The sequence below is a fragment of the Candidatus Brocadiaceae bacterium genome, assembly GCA_012728835.1.
In the GTDB taxonomy this organism is placed as follows: domain Bacteria; phylum Planctomycetota; class Brocadiia; order SM23-32; family SM23-32; genus JAAYEJ01.
In genome coordinates, this window is sequence record JAAYEJ010000075.1 from 31,644 (window position 1) to 51,809 (window position 20,166).

Below are 20,166 nucleotides of genomic sequence, written 5' to 3' on the forward strand. Positions count from 1 at the left end.
CGTCCAGTCCGGGAGTGCTCCATGTTGCTCAGAACGCGCGGCGTCCGCCTGTACGGCAAGCGGGACCTTCGCCTCGAGGCCTTCGACCTGCCCGAGCCGACCGACGACGAGATACTCGCCCAGGTCGTGACGAACAGCATCTGCATGTCGTCCCACAAGGCCGCCGAGCAGGGCGCCGATCACAAGCGCGTGCCCGCCGACGTGGCGCAGAACCCGGTCCTGATCGGGCACGAATTCGCCGGGCGGCTGATCAGAGTCGGCCGGCGATGGGCCGATCGCTTCGAGCCCGGGCAGTTGTTCGCCATCCAGCCGGCCATCAACTACAAGGGCGCGCTCACCGCCCCCGGCTACTCCTACCCTCACATCGGCGGAAACGCCACGTTCATCATCATCCCGTCCGAAGTGATGGAGATGGGCTGCCTGCTGCCTTACACCGGTGACGCGTTCTTCAAGGCCTCCCTGGCCGAGCCGATGTCGTGCATCGTCGGCGCCTTCCGCGCGCAATACCACTGGGAGCCCGGCAGCGCCGAGCGGCACGAGATGGGCATCCGCGAGGGCGGAGACTGCGCGCTGCTGGCCTCCGCCGGCCCGATGGGCCTCGGCGCCATCGACTTCGCGCTCCACGGTCCGCGCCGGCCCGGGCGCCTGCTGGTTACCGACATGGATCCCGAACGCCTGGAGCACGCGCGGCGGCTCTTCCCGCCGGATGAGGGCACGCGGCAGGGCGTTGAGCTTGTGTTCCTGAACCCGGCCGACCTGCCGGGCGGGCCTGGTGAGCTCGCACAGTTCGTGCGCGAGTGGACGGGCGGTGCAATGATGGACGACGTGTTCGTGCTCTTCCCGTCCGAGCGGCTGATCGAGCAGGCCGACGCCCTCCTGGGCCGCAACGGCTGCCTGAACTTCTTCGCCGGCCCGCCGCGCACCGACTTCCGGGCCGCGCTGAACTTCTACGACGTGCATTACGAGGGCCATCACATCGTCGGCACCAGCGGCGGGAATACCGAGGACATGCTGATCTCGCTGGACCTGATGAGTGCCGGCCGCCTGCAGCCCGGCGGCATGATCACGCACGTCGGCGGCCTCGATGCGGCGGCTCAGACGATCCTGAACCTGCCGCAGATCCACGGCGGCAAGAAGCTCATCTACACGCAGCTCTCCATGCCGCTGGTCGGGCTCGACGAACTCGGCGCCCGGGCCGAGCAGGCCGCGCCGCCCCTGCGCGACGTGCTGCAGGAACTGGATCGAGTCGTGGCCGACGCCGGCGGCGTCTGGTCCGCAGAGGCCGAGCGCGTCCTTCTCGGACGCGAGGAGTTGAGATTCCCCGAGGAATGAGCGCGTCGTCCGACACGATCGTCGCCGTTTCCACGCCCGCAGGGCACTCCGAGCGCGCCGTCGTCCGCCTGAGCGGGCCGGGGGCGCTGGACTGCGTCGCCGTGCGGTTCTCGGCCGACCGCCCCGACGCGCAGCCGCTGCGCACCTTCCGCGCCACCGCCGGGCGGCTGCTGCTGACGGGCCACGGCGTGCACTGCCCCGCGCGGCTCTACGTCATGCGCGCGCCCCACTCCTACACGTGCGAGGACGTGGCCGAACTGCACCTGCCGGGCTCGCCGGCGCTCCTGGACGTCGTGCTGGAGGATCTGCTGGTCCACGGCCCGGGGGGGCTCCGTCTGGCCGAGCCGGGCGAGTTCACCCGCCGCGCGTTCCTGAACGGCCGCATCGACCTGACGCGCGCCGAGGCGGTGCTGGCCGTCATCCGCGCCCAGTCGGAGTCCGAACTCCGGGCCGCCGCCGAACGCCTGGCCGGCGGCGTCGCCCGGCAGTGCGCCGCGCTGCAGGAGGCCGTGACGGCCCTGCGCGTGCAGGCGGAGGCGGATCTGGACTTCGCGCAGCACGGTATCGAAGTGCTTTCCACAGAAGGCTTTGCGGCACGCTGTGCCCGGCTGCGGACCCGGATGGCCGACGAGGCCGGCAGGGGGCGGGCCGAGGTCGCCAGCGACGGCCGCATCCACGTCGTCGTCTGCGGGGCGCCGAACGTGGGGAAGTCCAGCCTGGTGAACCGGCTTGCCGGGTCTGAACATGCACTCGTGCATCCGCGGCCCGGCACCACGCGTGACGCCATCGACGCCGAGATTCGGATCGGCGCCGCCGACTTTCGCTTGACGGACACCGCCGGCCTGATGGCCGAAGCCCGTGGTCCGGACGCCGTCGCCGTGCGGCGCGCGAGGGAGACCGCGGCGCGCGCCCAGCTGCTGATGCTCGTGTTCGACGGCACACAGCCTGCGCCGCCGGAGGCGACAGCGCCGGCCCGCCTGCTGCCGCGGGAGCGCGTGCTCTGCGTTGTGAACAAGTGCGACCTGCCGCTCGTGCTGGATGAGGCCGCGCTCGGCGCAGGGGATTTTGCCTGGCGGACCCTGCACACGTCGGCCCTGACGGGGGAGGGGCTGGCTGCGTTGCGTGACGCCCTCTGGCATGCCGTCTCGGAAGGCCGGCTCGACGCGTCCCCGGCCGACTGCCTCTACAACGCGCGGCAACGCGATGCCCTTCGGCGTGCCGAATCGGAACTGGCACAAGCCCAGGCGGCCGTTGAGGAAGGCCTCGGCTATGAATTCGCCGCCGTGAACCTGCGCGAGGCCGCTGACGCCCTGGGCCGCATCACCGGCCAGGTGACATCGCAGGACGTCCTGGACGCCATCTTCGGCCAGTTCTGCATCGGCAAGTGAGGGGGGGCGGCCGCGCTGCCGGTGATTCTCACCGGGTAGCGCCGGCGTCTCGCCGGCAGTGGCGCGGGCATCCTGCCTGCGCGACGGCATGGTCTGCGCTCGCCAAGAGGTGGTCCGCCGCTGAGGTCCCGGAGGCAGGATGCCTCCGGCACAGCCGGCCAGAGGCCGGCGCTACATCCTGGACGGTCCGACTGCGCTTGAGCTGGGGCCGGCGCTACATCTTGCGGGGGGCACGGCTGCCGGTGATTCCCACCGGGTAGCGCCGGCGTCTCGCCGGCAGTGGCGCGGGCATCCTGCCCGCGCGACGGCATGGTCTGCGCTCGCCAAGAGGTGGCCCGCCGTTGAGGTCCCGGAGGCAAGATGCCTCCGGCATAGCCGGCCAGAGGCCGGCGCTACATCTTGGACGGTCCGACTGCCCTTGAACTGAGGCCGGCGCTACATCTTGCGGGCGGCCGCGCTGCCGGTGGTTCCCACCGGGTAGCGCCGGCGTCTCGCCGGCAGTGGCGCGGGCATCCTGCCCGCGCGAGGGCATGGTCTGCGCTCGCCAGGAGGTGGTCCGCCGCTGACGTCCCGGAGGCAGGATGCCTCCGGCATAGCCGGCCAGAGGCCGGCGCTACATCTTGCGGCGGCACGGCTGGCAGTGATTCTCACCGGGTAGCGCCGGCGTCTCGCCGGCAGTGGCGCGGGCATCCTGCCCGCGCGACGGTATGGTCTGCGCTCGCCAAGAGGTGGCCCGCTGCTGACGTCCCGGAGGCAAGATGCCTCCGGCACAGCCGGCCAGAGGCCGGCGCTACATCTTGGACGGTCCGACTGCGCTTGAACTGAGGCCGGCGCTACATCTTGGACGGTCCGACTGCCCTTGAGCTGGGGCCGGCGCTACATCCTGCGGGCGGCACGGCTGCCGGTGATTCTCACCGGGTAGCGCCGGCGTCTCGCCGGCAGTGGCGCGGGCATCCTGCCCGCGCGAGGGCATGGTCTGCGCTCGCCAAGAGGTGGCCCGCCGCTGAGGTCCCGGAGGCAAGATGCCTCCGGCATAGCCGGCCAGAGGCCGGCGCTACATCCTGCGGGCGGCACGGCTGCGCTTGAACTGAGGCCGGCGCTACATCTTGCGGGCGGCCCCGCTGCCGGTGATTCTCACCGGGTAGCGCCGGCGTCTCGCCGGCAGTGGCGCGGGCATCCTGCCCGCTCGACGGCATGGTCTGCGCTCGCCAGAGGTGGTCCGCCGCTGAGGTCCCGGAGGCAAGATGCCTCCGGCATAGCCGGCCAGAGGCCGGCGCTACATCCTGGACGGTCCGACTGCGCTTGAACTGGGGCCGGCGCTACATCTTGCGGCGGCACGGCTGCCGGTGATTGTCACCGGGTAGCGCCGGCGTCTCGCCGGCAGTGGCGCGGGCATCCTGCCCGCGCGACGGCATGATCTGCGCTCGCCAAGAGGTGGCCCCCGCTGACGTCCCGGAGGCAAGATGCCTCCGGCACAGCCGGCCAGAGGCCGGCGCTACATCCTGGACGGTCCGACTGCGCTTGAACTGGGGCCGGCGCTACATCTTGCGGGCGGCACGGCCTGACGCCTTGGGCGAGATCACCGGCCAGGTGACATCGCAGGACATCCTGGACGCCATCTTCGGCCAGTTCTGCATCGGCAAGTGAGCCACACTCGCCGGCCACCTCAGAGCGTCTTTCGGTCTGCCGGCCCGTCGGCGGGCGGATCGGCGAGTCCTCCGATGGCGTCGGCCATGCGGGCGATGAGGGGCTCCAGGCCGACGGCCGCGAGGGCGGAGATGGGCAGAACGTCCACCGACAGGGCGTCCTCGAGACGGCGCACGTTCTCGTCAGCGCCCGGCCGGTCGGTCTTGTTGGCGGCGACGACCTCCGGTTTCGCGGCGAGTCCGGCGCCGTGGCTGACCAGCTCCTGGCGGATCGCGCGGTAGTTTTCCAGCGGGTCGGTGCCGTCCGCGGGGGCGGCATCGACGACGTGGACGAGCACGCGCGTGCGCTCGACGTGGCGAAGGAACTCGTCGCCGAGCCCCTTGCCTTCGTGGGCGCCCCGGATGAGCCCCGGGAGGTCGGCGACGACGAAGCGGCGGTAGGCGCCGGCCTCGACAATGCCGACGACCGGTTCCAGAGTCGTGAACGGATAGGCGGCGATCTTCGGGTGCGCGGCGCTGATGCGGGTCAGCAGCGTGGATTTGCCGGCGTTCGGCAGCCCGACCAGGCCGACGTCGGCCATGAGCTTCAGTTCCAGGCGCAGGCGGCGTTCGCGGCCCGGGCGTCCCGGCTCGAACTTGCGCGGGGCCTGGTTGACGGACGACTTGAAGCGCGCGTTGCCGCGGCCGCCGCGGCCGCCGCGCGCGACCGCGACGGTGCGCCCGGGCTCGGTCAGGTCGGCCAGCATGATGCCGGTGCCCTCGTCGAAGACCTGTGTCCCGACGGGCACGCGGATGAGCAGGTCCTCGCCGTTGGCCCCGTGGCGGTTGCGTCCGGCGCCGGCGCCGCCATCGGCGGCGCGGAACTCGGCCCGCGAGACCAGGTCCATGAGGGTGGTGAGCTGGGGTTCGGTCCGGAAGATGACGCTGCCGCCGCGGCCGCCGTCTCCGCCGTCGGGGCCGCCGCGCGGCACGTACTTCTCGCGGCGGAAGCTGACGGCGCCGTCGCCGCCGTCGCCGCCCTTCACGTAGATGGTCGTCTGATCGACGAAGCGCATGGCGCTCCCCGGGGCCCCAAAGCAAAGCCAGCGCCCGCCGCGGCACGAGGCCGGTCAGGCGCTGGCGTCATGGTCGTCCGCACGCGCAGTGTCAGTCGGGCAGGATGCTCACGGTGCGATTGGACGCGAACTCCACCACGCCGTCCGCCTTGGCGAACAGCGTGTAGTCCCGCCCGACGCCGACGTTGCGTCCGGGGTGGAACTTCGTGCCCCGCTGCCGCACCAGGATGGTGCCGGCGCGGACGCGCTGGCCGCCGTACCGCTTCACGCCGAGGGAGCTGGCGTTGCTCTCGCGCCCATTGCGTGAGGAGCCCTGTCCCTTCTTATGTGCCATGATGTTACCTCATCTGTGCGACCCGATCGGCCCGCCGAGGGTTATTCGGGATGTATCTCGCGGATCAGCACGCGCGTGTACTGCTGCCGGTGCCCCATCTTCGCCTGCCGGTTCTTGGTGGCCTGGTGGCGCATCATGGTGAGCTTGGGGCCCTTTTCGTGGCGGACGACCTCCGCCAGGACCCGCGCGCCGGGCACCTGCGGGGTGCCGATGCACGGCTCGCCGTCGCCGCCGACGGCCAGAACGCGGTCGAACTGCACCAGCTCGCCTTCCTCGGCGCGCATCAGGTCGACCAGGACCTCGTCACCGGTCTGCACCTTGAACTGCTTGCCCTTGTGGTCTATGACTGCGTACATGCGTATGGTCTCGGACGGAGGATGCTTGAAACGCCAGCCACGTATTCTACCGCGCGACGGCCGGCCTTTCAACTGCAGCGGGGCGTTGCGCACGGACGTTCATCCGGCCGGGGTCAGTTCTTCGCGGGCCTGACTTCGCGCCCGTTGGCCGCAACCAGGCGCAGCGAGTGGGTTCCGGGGGGCAGGGCGGAGTCGACCAGGACCTGAATCGGCCTCCCGTAGTGCTCTTCCAGCTCGCTCAGGCGGGTGCGCATCTCGTTGCTCAGGTAGTTGGCCACCTGGGGGCCGACGCGCACCTCGACCCGCTCCAGGCCGTTCGCTTCGGCGCCGGCCTTGATCTCGCGGAGTATCTGGAGGGCGAGGGTTTCGTTGCTCTTGACCTGGCCGCTGCCGCGGCAGCTCGGGCATTCGACGTAGGTGGACTGGCGCAGGCTCTGGCGCTGGCGCTGCCGGGTCATCTCCACGATGCAGAACGGGGACATCTTGAGCATGCGCAGGCGGGAGCGGTCGGGCTTGAGGGCCTCCCAGAGGGCCTTCTCGACGTCGCGTCGATGCTCGGGCTCCTCCATGTCGATGAAGTCGATGATGACGACGCCGCCGAGGTCGCGCAGGCGGATCTGCCGGGCGATCTCCGGGGCGGCCTGCAGGTTGATGCGGTGGGCCGTCTGCTCGGCGTCGCCGCGGCCGCGGTAGGTGCCGCTGTTGACGTCGATGGCGACGAGCGCCTCGGTCTGCTCCAGGATGATGCTGCCGCCGCTGGGCAGTTTCACGGTGCGGCCGTGCATCTTCTCGATCTCCTGCTCCACGCCGTAGTGGTGGAACAGGGGGTCGGAGTGCTCGTGGAGCTTGACCTTGCGGATGTGGTGCGGCATGACGGAGCGGAGGAACTCCCGGACCTTCTCGTAGACCTCCGGGCTGTCCACGACGACCTTGCGGATGTCCTCGGTGAAGTAGTCGCGGATGACGCGGGTGACCGGGTCGCTCTCCTGGTAGACCATGGCGGGGGCGCTGGCGCGTTCGGCCCGTTCGCTGATGGTCTGCCAGAGCCTCTGGAGGTACTCGACGTCGCGTCGGATGTCCGCGTCGCTGCGGCCGGCGCCGGCGGTGCGGGCGATGATGCCCATGTTCTTGGGGATGTCGAGCGTCTTGAGGACGGCGCGCAGGCGGTCGCGTTCGGCGTCTTCGGTGATGCGGCGCGAGACGCCCCGGCGGGAGAGGCCGGGCATGAGCACCAGGTAGCGGCCCGGCAGGCTCAGGTAGGTGGTGAGGCTGGGGCCCTTGTCTCCGATGCCTTCCTTGGTGACCTGGACGAGGATCTCCTTGCCCTCGCGCACGAGCTTGCGGATGTCGCCGTTGCGGTCGCCCTGGCCCACGGCCGAGGGGAGGATGTCCGAGACGTGCAGGAAGCCGTGCTTCTTGTAGCCGAACTCGACGAACGCGGCTTCTATGTTCGGCACGATGTGGACGACGACGCCCTTGTGGATGTTGCCGACGATGTGCTCGCGCCCGGTGCGTTCCAGGTAGAGTTCCTGGAGCTTGCCGTCCATGAGGACGGCGATGCGCACCTCTTCCTCCTCCACGACGTTGACCAGCATGACATTTTCCATCGGTGCGGTCTCCGCAGTTCGTTCAGCGCAGGGGAGGCAGGCTCACGTTCGTGCGTTCGATGGCGCTCTTCCTGTAGTCGACGTCGGGCCGGCATCCGAGCAGCTCGAGGACTTCCTCCGGCCTGGCGGTGCCTTCCGGCGTGTAGCGGATGAGCATCTCCAGCGAGTCGCCGCCGAGCCGGAGGGCCTTGATGAACTGCCGGACTTCCACCTCGCGCACGCTCCGCTCGCGCACCCGGCGGACCACCGCCCGGTCGCTGTCCAGAAGGGCCTGCACCCCCGCCTCGGTCACGGTGTGCGTGGGAAGGAGCGGCACGCGATAGGCCAGCTCCCTCGGTTCGCGGTTCGCATTGACCGGCGCGGCCTGGGCCGAGAGGATCCCGATCCCCTCCGGCAGCTCCGCCTGGAGCCGTTCCTTCACCTCGTCCGGCCGCGTCCATTCCCGCAGGCCGACGTCGAGCACCTCGTTGCGGCCCGTGTGGCCCACGCTCAGAGCCATGGGGAAGCTGAGGCGGGGGCGAGGGTTGTGCCCCTCGCTGGTCGCAAAGGGAAGCCGGGTGCGTCTGAGCGCCCGTTCGAACACCCGCATCAGGTCATGATGCGAGATGAACCTGACCTCGCCCTGCTTGCAGAACCTGATCCTGACATTCTGCCTGACCTGTGACAACCATCGACTCCGTTGTGCCCACTGCAAGGCGTTGCGCGGGGCCGCGCGGTCAGGCTCGGGTCCGTCGCACGCTCGGCCTGCAGGGCAGCAGCCAATATCTATACGGATCAACACGGGGGCCCGGAGAGCGGCGGCGGGAACGGACCATCGGGAGCGGGTCGACACCGGGCGCTCGGTTCAGTCCCCCGAGGATATCTTGCACTCCTCGTATATTTTATCGCGTCTCCAGCGCCGAATCAAGCGATTCGCCGTCCGGCGGGAGCGTGCCCACGCCCCAGAACCGCAGGCGGCCGTCGTTCGCGCCGGAGACCAGCGCCCGGCTGTCGGGGCTGAAGGCCATGCAGGTGATCGCCTGCCCGTGCGCGGTGAATGCCTTTCGCAGGGAGCCGTCGTCCACGTCCCATATCCGGATCGTTCCCCCGGCGTCGCCGGTGGCCAGCAGCCGGCCGTCGGGCGAGAAGGCCAGCCCCCAGGCCAGCCGCGTCAGGCGCGGCCCGGGCTCCGCGCTGACCATCAGGTCCAGCACCGGCTCGCCCCACGTCATGTCCCAGAGGCGCACGCGCCGCTGCGTCCGCCCCGTGTGCGCAGTGGCCAGGCGGCGACCGTCCGGCGAGAAGCAGAGCGCCGCCGGCGCCGTCCCCGTCAGGCCGATCGTGAACAGGGGGTAGGTCTCGGTCAGGAGCCAGACGCCGACGGCCGACTCCGGCAGGGCGGCCGCCAGGTGCTCGGCGTCGGGCGCCAGGGCGGCCGGGCGGATCGCCGATGCCACCGGGGACTCCAGACGCCGGCCGGAGGCGACGTCCCAGAACGCGATGCCCGACTTCGTGGCCGTCAGAAGCTGCGTGCCGTCGGCCGAGAACTGGAGCGATGCGACCCAGTCGGCCGACCCGACGTTCACCTGCTGCCGGCGCGTGCCGTCCCGGTCCCAGACCCGGACCGTGCCGTCCCGGTCTCCGGTGGCCAGCCGGCGGCCGTCGGGCGCGATGGCCAGCGAGCTGATCTCGCCGGGGGTCTCCCACGCGTGCAGGGGGGAACGCCCGGGCCAGCTCCAGAGGCGGACCCGGTTGGGGTAGGCCACCGTGACGAACCAGGCCGCGTCCGGGGCGAACTGAATGGCCTTCAGGAGCCCGCCGGGCTCCAGGGGCGGGGCGATCGTGGCCAGGGAGGCCGCGTTGTCCGTGCGGACGGCCGTCTCGATCCGTTCGTGCAGGGGGGCGAAGGTCTCGTCCCAGGCGGCCGCTCCGTCCGGGGCGGCGGCCAGGAGCCCCCGCGCCGATTCCAGGGCCGCCGCCGCCTCGTCCCAGCGGCCGTCCCGGAGCGCCCGGGCGATGGCGCGTTCGTGCTGCCTGCGGAAGTGGTCGGTTCCCAGGTCGGCCTGGCGGGCGAGCAGGGCGCGGGCGTCCTCGGCGTGCCGGCCGTCCGGCCACTCGGCCAGGAAGCGTCGGATGCGTTCGGCCGCCTCTCCGGGCACGAGGGCGTCGGCCGCTGCGGCCTGCAGGTCGGCCCAGCAGGCGGCTTCGAGGTCGTCGAAGGGCGCCTTGAGCCGGGCGGCCACGTCCTCGTACGGCATCATGAGCGCCTGCGTCCGCAGCGCGTCGGCCTGGAGGCGGGCGGCCGCGTAGTCCTGCGTGCGCACGAGTGCGGCGAACGCCTCCAGCGCCTCCTCGGCCTGCCGCCGGGCGTGGCGCCGCACGAAATGCGGAAGGGAGCGCAGCAGCTCGGCGTGCGGTTCGGCCCGGGCCAGGGTCACGGCGGCGGCCTCTGCCTCCCGCCACTCGCCGCGCTCCACGTGGTTCTTGACCTGTTCGCGCTGGAGGTGGTGGGCGTCCCTCTGGGCCCGGAGTTCCTGCGCCGCCTCCGCAAGGACCCGGTCGGTCTCCTGCTTCTCTCTGTGGAGGGCGGCGGCGCGCTGCCCGTAGGCGAACCAGATCAGGGCCACGACGGCTGCGGCCGCCGCCATGGGGCCGATGACGCGACGGTGTCGCCAGGTCCACTTGCGGACGCGGTACCAGATGGTGGCCCGGCGGGCGGCGACGGGGCGGTCTTCCAGGAAGTTCCCCAGGTCCCGGGCGAGGGCCTCGGCCGTCTGGTAGCGCTCGTTCTTGTCCTTCTGGACGGCTTTGAGGAGGATCAGCTCCAGGTCCACGGGAAGGTTCGGCTGGAGCACGCTGGGGCGGAGGGGTTCGTGGTCCTGGAGCATCTCCAGCGCCTTGAGGCCCCTGATGTGCTCAACCGGGTAGGGAAGCACGCCGACGATCAGTTCGTAGAGGATGACGCCGAGGGCGTAGACGTCCGTGCGTTCGTCGACGGCGCGGGGGTTGCCCATGGCCTGTTCCAGGCTCATGTAGCGCGGTGTGCCCATGTAGTCGCCGGGCATGGTGAGTGCGTCGTACCTGGTCTGGCCTTCGACGGTGGCGCGCGAGAGCCCGAAGTCCAGGATCCGCGGCCGGCCGAGGTCATCGACCATGATGTTGCCCGGCTTCAGGTCACGGTGGATCACGCCGTGCCGGTGTGCGCAATGGACGGCCTCGCAGATGGGGATCATGAGGCGGCAGATCTGCGCGTGCGAGAGTTCGTTTCGGATCGTGTAGGCGCGCAGGTCGACGCCGTCCACGAACTCCATGGTGAAGTAGGGCTGCCCGCCGACCTCGCCGAACTCGTAGACCGAGACGATGGCCGGGTGGTTGATCTGTGCGACGGCGTGGGCCTCGCGCTCGAACCGCCTGCGGTTCGTCTCGGTCGCCAGGGGGCCGGCGAGCATCACCTTCAGGGCCACCTGGCGCGACGGCTGCTTCTGGCGCACCCGGAAGACGGCGCCCATGCCGCCCCGGCTGACGAAGTCGAGCACCTCGTAGCGGTCTCCGAGGTGCTCCTGGAGCCATCGGAGGCTCGTCTCCACGGAGGCATCGGCCTGCGCGGAGGGGGCGGCGACCGACGCGTGCGCCGTGGCGAGCGTGCGGGCGGTCGGGTCGGCCCCCGCTGCTGCGGCGCCGGCCGGCGCCCGGATGCTGAAGGGGGCTCCGCAGCGCGGGCACGGGGCGCCCGTCTCGCCCAGCGGCACGGCAAACTCGCCCGAACACCGGGAGCAGTGGACGTGGATGCGCGGTACGGTCGCGGCGCCGGGGGCCGCCTCCGGCGTCGGTTTCGGCCCGTCGTCGGCCTCGGCCTCGGCCACAGCCTCGGCCTCGGCAACAGCCTCGGGCTCGGCCAGGGTCGGCGCTTCGTGCACCACGTCGATGCTGCGGTGACAGAACGGGCACTCGATGCGGTCCCCCTCCGCATCGAGATTCAGTTCGGAGCCGCAGCCGGGGCATCGCACCTGCAAGGGAGTCTCCCGCGCCCTCAGTCTGAGGGCGATTATAGCAGCAGGCGTCCGCCCGGCGCCAATGGGCGGCTACGGTCCGGGCTTGACGGCCGAGGCCATGCGGGCGATGAGGTCCAGGGCGGCAGCGGCCGGGTCGTCTCCCCGGGCGTGTGCCTGTGCGATGAGGCGCACGATCGCGCTGCCGACGATGACGCCGTCGGCGGCGGCGGAGACCTCCCGGGCCTGTTCGGGCGTGGAGATGCCGAAGCCGACCGCCACCGGCACGGGGGTGAGCGCCTTCAGTTCGGCCAGGTTGCGGAAGAGGTCGGGCGGCAGCGTGTCGCGGGTGCCGGTGGTTCCGCGCACGGCGATGTAGTAGATGAAGCCTGCGGCGTGCCGGGCCACCATCGCGCGGCGGTGGCCCACGGTGGACGGGGCGGTGAAGCAGATCAGGCGGAACCCGCGCTCCCGGGCGGCGGGGAACAGCGTGTCGGCCTCGTCCACGGGCAGGTCCGGCACCGTCGCGCCGTCGATGCCGGCCTGCAGACAGCGGTCCACGAACCGCTCGAAGCCCATGCGGAACACCAGGCTGTAGGAGGCCATGGCGACGATGGGCAGCCGGCACGCGTGCCGGGCGCGGCGGACCATCTCGAAGACGGCGGCGACGTCCTGGCCCCCCTGCAGCACGCGGTGATAGGAGTCCTGGATCGTGGGGCCATCGGCGATGGGATCGCTGTAGGGGAAGCCGAGTTCGATCAGGTCAGCGCCGGCGGCCTCGGCGCCTTCCAGCAGGCGCACGGTTGCGTCGGGGTCGGGGTCGCCCGCCGTGAGGAAGGGGATGAATGCCTTCCGGGCGGCCGTGCGCAGGCTCTCGAAGCGGGCGTCGATCCTGTTCATGACCTTCTCACGTGGCAGGTCTATAGGTCCAGAGCCAGCAGGCGGCTGACTTCCCACAGGTCCTTGTCGCCGCGGCCGGACAGGCAGACGATCGCCGTGCGGTCGGCGGGGAGGCGGCATTCGGGCCGCATGAGGTAGGCGACGGCGTGGGCGCTCTCCAGCGCCGGGATGATGCCCTCAGTGTGCGTGAGGAACTGGAATGCGTCGAGCACCTCGGCGTCGGAGGCGGCGACGTATTCGGCGCGGCCGCTCTCCTTCAGGAAGCTGTGCTGCGGCCCCACGCCGGGGTAGTCCAGGCCGGCCGAGACGGAGTGCACGGGGCTGGTCTGACCGTCGGCGTCCTGCAGGACGTAGCTCTTGGTGCCGTGCAGCACGCCCGGCCGGCCCTGCACGAGCGTGGCGGCGTGGTCGCCCGCGGCCATGCTGCGCCCGCCGGCCTCGACACCGACGATCCGCACCGATCCGTCGTCCAGGAAGGCGTCGAACAGCCCCATCGCGTTGCTGCCGCCGCCCACGCAGGCGACCAGCAGATCGGGCAGCCGGCCTTCTCTCTCCAGTATCTGCGCTCGCGCCTCCCGGCCGATGACGGACTGGAGATCGCGCACGATCATCGGGAACGGATGCGGGCCGGCCACCGAGCCCAGCACGTAGTGGGTCTGTTCGTAGCTGCCGATCCAGTCGCGCAGGGCCTCGTTGAGCGCGTCCTTGAGCGTGCGTGCGCCGGCGCCGACGGGGACGACGCGCGCCCCGAGAAGCCGCATCTTCAGCACGTTCGGCTTCTGGCGGCGGATGTCCTCCTCGCCCATGTAGACGTCGCACTCCAGGCCGAACATCGCCGCCGCCGTGGCCGTGGCCACGCCGTGCTGGCCCGCGCCGGTCTCGGCGATCACGCGCGTCTTGCCCATCCGCGCGGCGAGCAGCACCTGGCCGATGGTGTTGTTGATCTTGTGGGCGCCGGTGTGGTTCAGGTCCTCGCGTTTCAGGTAGACCTTCCCGCAGCCGAGCTTCCGGGCGAAACGCTCGGCAAGGTACAGCGGGCTGGGCCGGCCGACGTAGTCGCGCAGGTAGGCGTCCAGCTCCCGGCCGAACGCCGGGTCGGCCATGGCGTCCCGATAGGCGGCCTCGAGCTGCTCGAGGGCCGGCATCAGGGTCTCCGGCACGAACCGGCCGCCGAACTCGCCGAAGTAGCCGCGGGCATCCGGCATGGGGGTGGTCATGGAGCGTGTGTATCCGGTACGGAGGGTCGAGACGCGATGTCCGCCGGTGTGCGTCGGGACGACCCGACGCCCGCTATCGTAGTCGGCGGCCCGGCGGCTGTCAAACGGACGGACACGGACGGACACGGACGGACACGGACGGACACGGACGCACACGGACGGGCACGGACACATGCACGGACGCACACGGGCGGGCACGGACGCATGCACGGACGCACACGGGCGGGCACGGACACATGCACGGACGCACACGGGCGGGCACGGACGCACACGGACGCACACGGGCGGGCACGCATCCTCCTGCGCCCTTCGGGCTACGGAGGGCCTGCGGCACACGGACCCGCCCGTGCGGCACACGGTACGCCCCAGGGTGTCGTCCTGAGCGCCGCTCAGGCGGCGCGAAGGACCTCGGCGTTGCCGGTGTGGCACAGCCGCCCGCTGCGGTACACGTGCCCGTTGGCTGTGACCGTCCGTGCCCTTGACGCGGCGCATGCGGCGCCGTATCGTCTCGGTGGTCGAGTCTCCGCGCAACCGGCGGCCGGTCGGGCGGCGTGGACACCGCGGCGGGAGGGGTCTCCGGGGAGGGAGAGCACGATGGGATTGGACGTTGGCTACAGGTTCGTCAGCTTCGGCGGGTTGATAGCCATGCTGGCTCTGGCGTGGGCGCTGAGCGAGAACCGTCGCGCGCTGCGTGCCCGTACGATCCTGTGGGGACTGGGCCTGCAACTGGCCCTGGCGTTGTTCGTGCTGAAGACGCGGCCCGGCGCGTGGCTGTTCGGAGGCGTGGACAGGGTCTTCGCCCATGTGCTCGGGTTCAGCGACCAGGGGGCTGCGTTCGTTTTCGGCAAGCTGAGCATGGAACCGAGCTACGGCGCGCTCGTGGCGTTCCGCGTGCTGCCCGTGATCGTGTTCGTCGCCTCGCTCGCGTCCATCCTCTACCACCTGCGCGTGATCCAGTGGGCCGTGCGGCAGATGGCGCGGCTGATGCAGGTGACCATGCGCACGTCCGGGGCCGAGTCGCTCTCGTCCGCGCTGTTCGTCTTCATGGGCATCGAGAGCGTCACGGCGGTGGGCAAGTACGTGGCGCCGATGACGCGCAGCGAGCTGTTCGTGGTCATGACCGGCTTTATGGCGACGATCGCCAGCTCGGTGATGGCGACCTACGTGATGTTCGGCGCCTCGGCGGGCCATCTGCTGGCCGCCTCGCTGATGAGCGCGCCGGCCGCCATCGTGATCGCCAAGATCATGGTGCCCGAGACCGGGGTGCCGGCGACCGCCGGCCGGGTCGAGTTCGAGCCCGAAGTCGGCACGGCGAACATCATGGACGCGGCGGCCACCGGCGCGACCGACGGTGTGAAGCTGGGCATCAACATCGCCGCCATGCTGATCGCGTTCGTGGCGCTGATCGCGATGGTGAACTTCGCGCTGGAGGCGGTGACGGGTCTGACGCTCCAGAAGGCGTTCGGGTTCATGTTCGCGGGGTTTGCCGCCGCCATGGGCGTCCCGCGCGGCGAGTGGCTGGCGGTCGGCGAGCTGCTGGGCATCAAGACCGTGCTGAACGAGTTCCTGGCCTACGAGGCGATGGGCGGCGTGGAGCTGAGCGTCCGCGCGCGGCTCATCAGCACGTACGCCCTGTGCGGGTTCGCGAACCTCGGCAGCATCGCCATCCTGATCGGCGGCCTGAGCGGCGTGGCGCCCGAGCGGCGCGCGGAGGTCGCTGCCCTGGGCCTAAAGGCGCTGGTCGCCGGCACGCTGGCCACCTTCATGACCGCCTGCTACGCCGGCATGTTCGCCTGAGGCGGTCCGCCGTGCGCCCTCATCGACGCCAACGCTGTGCAATGGGGAGCTGGCGGCCGGGGCCGAACGCGCGGCCGGTCACCCGCAGCGCCATCGGCGCCTGGCGGCGCTTGAACTCCGCCCGGTCCACCATGCGCAGCACGCGGTCGACGGTCTGCGGGTCGTGGCCGGCGGCCACGATCTGGTCGCGCTCCTGCGCCTCCTCGACGTACAGGTTCAGGATGGCGTCCAGCGTCTCGTAGGGCGGCAGCACGTCCTGGTCGGTCTGGTCGGGCTTCAACTCGGCCGTGGGGGCGCGGTCCAGGGTGGACTGCGGGATGACGGGCCGGCGCCGGTTCAGATGGCGCGAGAGCCGGTAGACGGTCGTCTTGGGCAGGTCGCCGATAACGGCCAGCCCGCCGACCATGTCGCCGTAAAGCGTGCAGTAGCCGGCGGCCAGTTCGCTCTTGTTCCCGGTGGCCAGCGGCAGGTGGCCGAACTTGTTGGCGTAGGCCATCACGAGCAGCCCGCGGATGCGCGCCTGCACGTTCTCCTCGGCGATGCCCGGCTCGGTGCCCCGGAAGATCGGCTCCAGCACGCCCAGCACGGCCCGGCGCAGCGGATCGATGTCGATGCGGTGGTGCGTGACGCCCAGGTTGGCGGCCGTCTGTGCGGCGTCGCGTTCGCTCAGCGCGCTGCTGAACTCCGTGGGCAGAAAGAGCGTCGTCACGTTCTCCGGTCCCAGGGCCTCGGCCGCGATGGCGGCCGTCAGGGCCGAATCCAGGCCGCCGCTGAGCGCGACGACGGCCCTGCGGAAGCCGCATTTGCGCGCGTAGTCTGCCACGCCGAGCGTGAGCGCCCGGAAGACGTCGGCCATCTCGTCCGCTTCGGGCGTCGCCGCCGCGCCCTCGGCCTGTGTGTCGACGATCAGCATGTCCTCGGCGAACGCCGCCGCCTCGGCGATCAGACGGCCCCGCGCGTCCACGGCCAGGCTGCGGCCGTCGAAGATGAGCTGGTCGTTGCCGCCGACCAGGTTCACGCAGGCGAACGGCACGCCGTGCCGGCGCGCCATGGCCGCGAGCATCTTGCGGCGCACGTCGGCCTTGCCGATCGAGAAGGGCGAGGCGGACAGGTTCAGCATCAGGTCCACGCCGGCGGCCGCGAGGCCCTCGACGGGGTCGACGCCGTAGCGGCGGCGGGGCCAGAAGAAGCGGTCGTTCCACATGTCCTCGCAGATGGTCACGCCGAGCGCATGGGAGTCCAGCCGCACCGGCGTGTTGCCCGCCGCGGGCTCGAACAGGCGCGCCTCGTCGAAGACGTCGTAGGTGGGCAGCAGCACCTTGTCGCGCCGGTCCAGCACCCGGCCGTCGCCGACGAGCGAGGCCGAATTGGCCCCCGGGCGCCCGGCTTGCGGGGCCACGCGGCCGACGTGTCCGACGACGGCCCGGATGCCCCGGGCGGCGTCGGCCACCTGCTGCAGCGCGCGCTCGTTGGCCTCGATGAACGCCCGGCGTTCCACCAGGTCCATGGGCGGGTAACCGCTGAGCGTCAGCTCGGGCAGCACCACCAGCTCCGCACGGAGTTCGGCGGCCCGCCGGATCGCTTCGATCGCCTTGCGCGCGTTGCCTTCGACGTCGCCGACCGTCGTGTTGATCTGTGCCAGTGCGACCTTCATGGGTGCTCCCGGGGAATCGGGCGGCCGGCGCGCCATTGTAGAACGCGCCCCGCACCCATGCAACCGGCGCCGTCATGTGGCACAATGCCCGCATGGCCGGCCCGCCCGGCCGCGCGTGCGTCCTCATCCGTCGTCCCGCCCGCGCCAGCCGTCGATCAGGGCCTTCAGGCGGCCGTAGCTCTCCTTCGGCTGCAGGTCCTCGGTCAGCATGCCGCCGTGGGGCAGGAAGCAGGGGTCGGCGAAGTCCCACCACGTGACCGCGTCGACCTCCGGCTTGGAGTAGCAGAGGGTGTAGAACGCCTCGATCCAGTCGGCCTGTTCGGCCTCCGACCAGGGGCGGCCGTGCCACAGCATCTCGTTGGGCACGTAGACCTGCTTCCTGCGCACGATGGGCTCGGGCGAGGAACTGATGCCGAGTTCGGTGATGTGCACGCGCTTGCCCAGCCGGCAGAACATGTCGATGTGCCGGTTGATCTCGAACATGTCCCGGGGCGGCTCGTACATCTGCAGGCCGATGGCCTCGAACGGCACCCCGGCGTCCAGCACGTCGCGGCAGTATTGCATCGTGCTCCGCATCGGCTCGTCGAACTTGTAGTCCGAGCCCCAGCCCGTCGCCACGTACTCGCTCCAGGTGAAGCAGCAGTTCACGACGCGCAGGGCGTCGGGGTTCACCTCGGCGACGGTCTCCGCCGCGCGGCGGGTGATGTCCACCAGTTGCTCGTAGGGCCAGCAGTGGATGTTGTTCCAGCTATGGGCCTCGTTGATGATGTCCCAGTAGTCGATGCGGCCCCGGAAGCGTGCGACGGCGTCGCGCACGTAGTCCAGGTGCGTGGCCAGCACCTCGTCGTGCGAGCGGCCCATCAGCCAGTCGGGCGTGCCGGCATGGTGCAGCCAGAGCAGCGGGTGGCCCTTGACGCGCAGTCCTTCGCGCGCCCCCCAGGCGGCTATGGCCTCCGCGTTGGAGAAGTCGCGCAGGCCCTCCGTTGGTTCTGTGCCGCGCCGGTAGAAGGGCGCCGTGACGTAGTTGAACAGCGCCGCGAACCGCTGCGCGTACTGCGCCTCGCCCCGGGGGTAGCGGAAGCCGTTGCAGCCGAACAGGAAGTCGCTGCGTGCGGGGCGCGCGGCGATGCGCGCGCGGGCATGCTCCAGCACGAGCATCTCCCCGGCGTGCATCGACTCGGCCAGGGACGCCATCGCGAGACGCGCCTCGGCGACCGGGTCGTCCTCCTCGTTGCGCATGCGGTCGAGCAGGACGGCGGCGCGGTGGACGCGGTCGCGGTAGTCGGCGGACGGCACGGTGCCTTCCTTCCGGTACTCGGTCTCGGCGCGGCGCACCGCGGCCAGCCGGCTCGTGGCGAACTCCACGCTCAGGTTCAGCCTCCGGCCGGCCACCTCGTCGGCGGCATAGCCCCGGCCCTCGTTGTCGGCATAGAGATACACGTGGCCGAAGCCGTCCACCGCAAGCGGCATGCAGACGGCGAACGGCCCGTCCGGGGCGGGCAGCCGGACCAGTCCGTAGCCGCTGACGATGATCATCGGGCGGTGCTCGAACGCGGGCATGAAGTCCATGTCCAGCACCATGATCAGGTTCTGCGGCGTGTAGGGCGCCGGCTTGCCGTCGCTTGCGAACACCACCACCTCGAAGTACCGTCCGGACGGCTTCATCTCGGCCTCCTTGAACTCCTCTGTCGATGGCGGACCCCGCCGGGCCGGGCCGTGCGTTCAGGGCCGGACGATCGCCCCGGCCAGGGTGTCGCAGGCCGCTTCCGTGGCCGCGAAGACGGCCGGTTCGGCCATGGCCCAGCGCCGCGGATGGCCCGCCTCCAGTTCCACCAGCCCGGCGGCGATGTCCGGGCCGATCCTGCGTCCGTCGGCGAGCTTGCCGACGAACCCGCACTTGAGCAGCAGGGGCAGCGCCCCGGCGAAGTCCCACAGCTTCAGCGCGCCCACGTAGGCGGCGTAGCGCCCCAGCAGCAGGTACGGGAGGGGCATCACGGCGCAGGCCAGCGCGTGCACGGGGTTCGGCAGGCGCAGCAGGCGGCGCTTGGCCACCGTCTGCGCCAGGGCGATCAGGGCGCCGTCGTCCCAGGCGCGGGGCCTCGGCTTCAGGGGGCGCAGGTCGACCGCGCCGCCTTCCGGGCAGCGCTCCGCGAAGAACACCGCGTCGCCGTCCGAGATGAACAGCTCGCCGGTCGGCGGCAGCAGGACGGCTCCCTCCCGGAGCACCCCGCCCTCCATCAGCCCGACGGAGATGCCCCAGGCCGGCACGTGGTGGGCGTACGATGCCGTGCCGTCGATGGGGTCCACCACCCAGGTGCGGCCGGCCAGGGCGCCGGCGACGTAGTCCTCGCCGTGCCGGCCGACCGTCTCCTCGCCGATCATGTAGACGCCGGCCGGCGGATCGTCCAGCGCCTCGGCCATGCGGTCCTCGATGGCACGGTCGGCCGCCGTGACCAGGGACCGGTCGGCCTTCAGTTCGCGCTGCGGATCGTCGTAGAAGCGCAGGGCGATCCGCGCGCAGTCCCGCAGCAGATCGACGACGGCGTCCCTGTCCCAGTTCGCCATGGCGTGGGCAGCCTCCGGGGGGCGTTCGACAGTGCACTGTGTTTCGTTGCGTGTCCGCGCGGCGCGGGAGCCGTGGCACCGGGCGGACATGTCATTCCGGAGCCGTCGCGCAGTTCCGATGGCCGGATTATACACCATGTTGGGGCGTCGCCGGCGGGCATGGACATACGCGGGCGCATACAGACGCACACGGACGCACACCGGCGGGCACCGACGGAGCGTGCCGGTGGAGGGCCGCGCTCGGTCGCGGCCGGGGATGGCAGGCAGCCGGTGATTGCAGGAGCGGGCACGACGGAGCGTGCCCCTCCAGCGGCGTGAACCGTCCGTGCAAGTGGAGGGCCGCGCTC

General features: G+C 71.2%; 14 protein-coding genes. 3 read left to right on the forward strand and 11 right to left on the reverse strand.

What is annotated here, in order from left to right:
• Positions 1 to 21 precede the first annotated feature (21 nt).
• Together GXY85_12315 and GXY85_12320 are read left to right on the forward strand one after the other, a co-directional pair.
• The gene (locus GXY85_12315) at positions 22 to 1,332 is read left to right on the forward strand and encodes a zinc-binding dehydrogenase (GenBank protein NLW51606.1); all 1,311 of its coding nucleotides are present in this window, start codon (positions 22 to 24) and stop codon (positions 1,330 to 1,332) included.
• Complete coding sequence (locus GXY85_12320; protein NLW51607.1) at positions 1,329 to 2,720, forward strand: GTP-binding protein; 1,392 nt, start codon at positions 1,329 to 1,331, stop codon at positions 2,718 to 2,720. The genes GXY85_12315 and GXY85_12320 overlap by 4 nt, the downstream gene beginning before the upstream one ends.
• 1,666 nt (positions 2,721 to 4,386) lie before the next feature.
• Here GXY85_12320 and obgE read toward each other — a convergent pair.
• The 8 genes from obgE to trpB form a co-directional block, all read right to left on the reverse strand.
• Positions 4,387 to 5,421, reverse strand: a complete 1,035-nt coding sequence (gene obgE / locus GXY85_12325; GenBank protein NLW51608.1) for a GTPase ObgE — start codon at positions 5,419 to 5,421, stop codon at positions 4,387 to 4,389.
• 91 nt (positions 5,422 to 5,512) lie between these two features.
• Positions 5,513 to 5,755, reverse strand: a complete 243-nt coding sequence (rpmA, locus tag GXY85_12330; GenBank protein ID NLW51609.1) for a 50S ribosomal protein L27 — start codon at positions 5,753 to 5,755, stop codon at positions 5,513 to 5,515.
• Between the two features lie 41 nt (positions 5,756 to 5,796).
• On the reverse strand, positions 5,797 to 6,111 hold the full coding sequence (rplU, locus tag GXY85_12335) for a 50S ribosomal protein L21 (protein ID NLW51610.1): 315 nt from the start codon (positions 6,109 to 6,111) through the stop codon (positions 5,797 to 5,799).
• A gap of 113 nt (positions 6,112 to 6,224) precedes the next feature.
• A complete protein-coding gene (locus GXY85_12340; protein NLW51611.1) occupies positions 6,225 to 7,718 on the reverse strand; it encodes an Rne/Rng family ribonuclease in 1,494 nt (497 codons plus the stop codon).
• A gap of 22 nt (positions 7,719 to 7,740) precedes the next feature.
• Entirely contained in the window at positions 7,741 to 8,385 is a 645-nt protein-coding gene (locus GXY85_12345) for a DUF2344 domain-containing protein (protein ID NLW51612.1), read from the reverse strand.
• Positions 8,386 to 8,599: 214 nt separating this feature from the next.
• Positions 8,600 to 11,710 carry a protein kinase gene (locus GXY85_12350; protein ID NLW51613.1) on the reverse strand — a complete coding sequence of 1,037 codons (3,111 nt, stop codon included), beginning with the start codon at positions 11,708 to 11,710 and terminating at the stop codon, positions 8,600 to 8,602.
• Positions 11,711 to 11,779: 69 nt separating this feature from the next.
• The gene (locus GXY85_12355) at positions 11,780 to 12,586 is read right to left on the reverse strand and encodes a tryptophan synthase subunit alpha (protein NLW51614.1); all 807 of its coding nucleotides are present in this window, start codon (positions 12,584 to 12,586) and stop codon (positions 11,780 to 11,782) included.
• 20 nt (positions 12,587 to 12,606) lie between these two features.
• On the reverse strand, positions 12,607 to 13,803 hold the full coding sequence (gene trpB, locus GXY85_12360) for a tryptophan synthase subunit beta (protein ID NLW51615.1): 1,197 nt from the start codon (positions 13,801 to 13,803) through the stop codon (positions 12,607 to 12,609).
• 594 nt (positions 13,804 to 14,397) lie between these two features.
• On the opposite strand from trpB, the gene GXY85_12365 reads away from it, so the two are divergent.
• Positions 14,398 to 15,600 carry a NupC/NupG family nucleoside CNT transporter gene (locus tag GXY85_12365; GenBank protein NLW51616.1) on the forward strand — a complete coding sequence of 401 codons (1,203 nt, stop codon included), beginning with the start codon at positions 14,398 to 14,400 and terminating at the stop codon, positions 15,598 to 15,600.
• A 19-nt stretch (positions 15,601 to 15,619) separates the two neighbouring features.
• On the opposite strand, the gene GXY85_12370 is transcribed toward GXY85_12365, so the two are convergent.
• The 3 genes from GXY85_12370 to GXY85_12380 form a co-directional block, all read right to left on the reverse strand.
• Positions 15,620 to 17,254, reverse strand: a complete 1,635-nt coding sequence (locus GXY85_12370; protein ID NLW51617.1) for an NAD+ synthase — start codon at positions 17,252 to 17,254, stop codon at positions 15,620 to 15,622.
• A 123-nt stretch (positions 17,255 to 17,377) separates the two neighbouring features.
• Positions 17,378 to 18,919 (reverse strand): 1,4-beta-xylanase, encoded by a 1,542-nt coding sequence (locus GXY85_12375; GenBank protein NLW51618.1) that lies wholly within the window; start codon positions 18,917 to 18,919, stop codon positions 17,378 to 17,380.
• Positions 18,920 to 18,976: 57 nt separating this feature from the next.
• Positions 18,977 to 19,819: an inositol monophosphatase family protein gene (locus GXY85_12380; GenBank protein ID NLW51619.1), complete on the reverse strand. Its 843-nt coding sequence runs from the start codon at positions 19,817 to 19,819 to the stop codon at positions 18,977 to 18,979.
• Positions 19,820 to 20,166 lie beyond the last annotated feature (347 nt).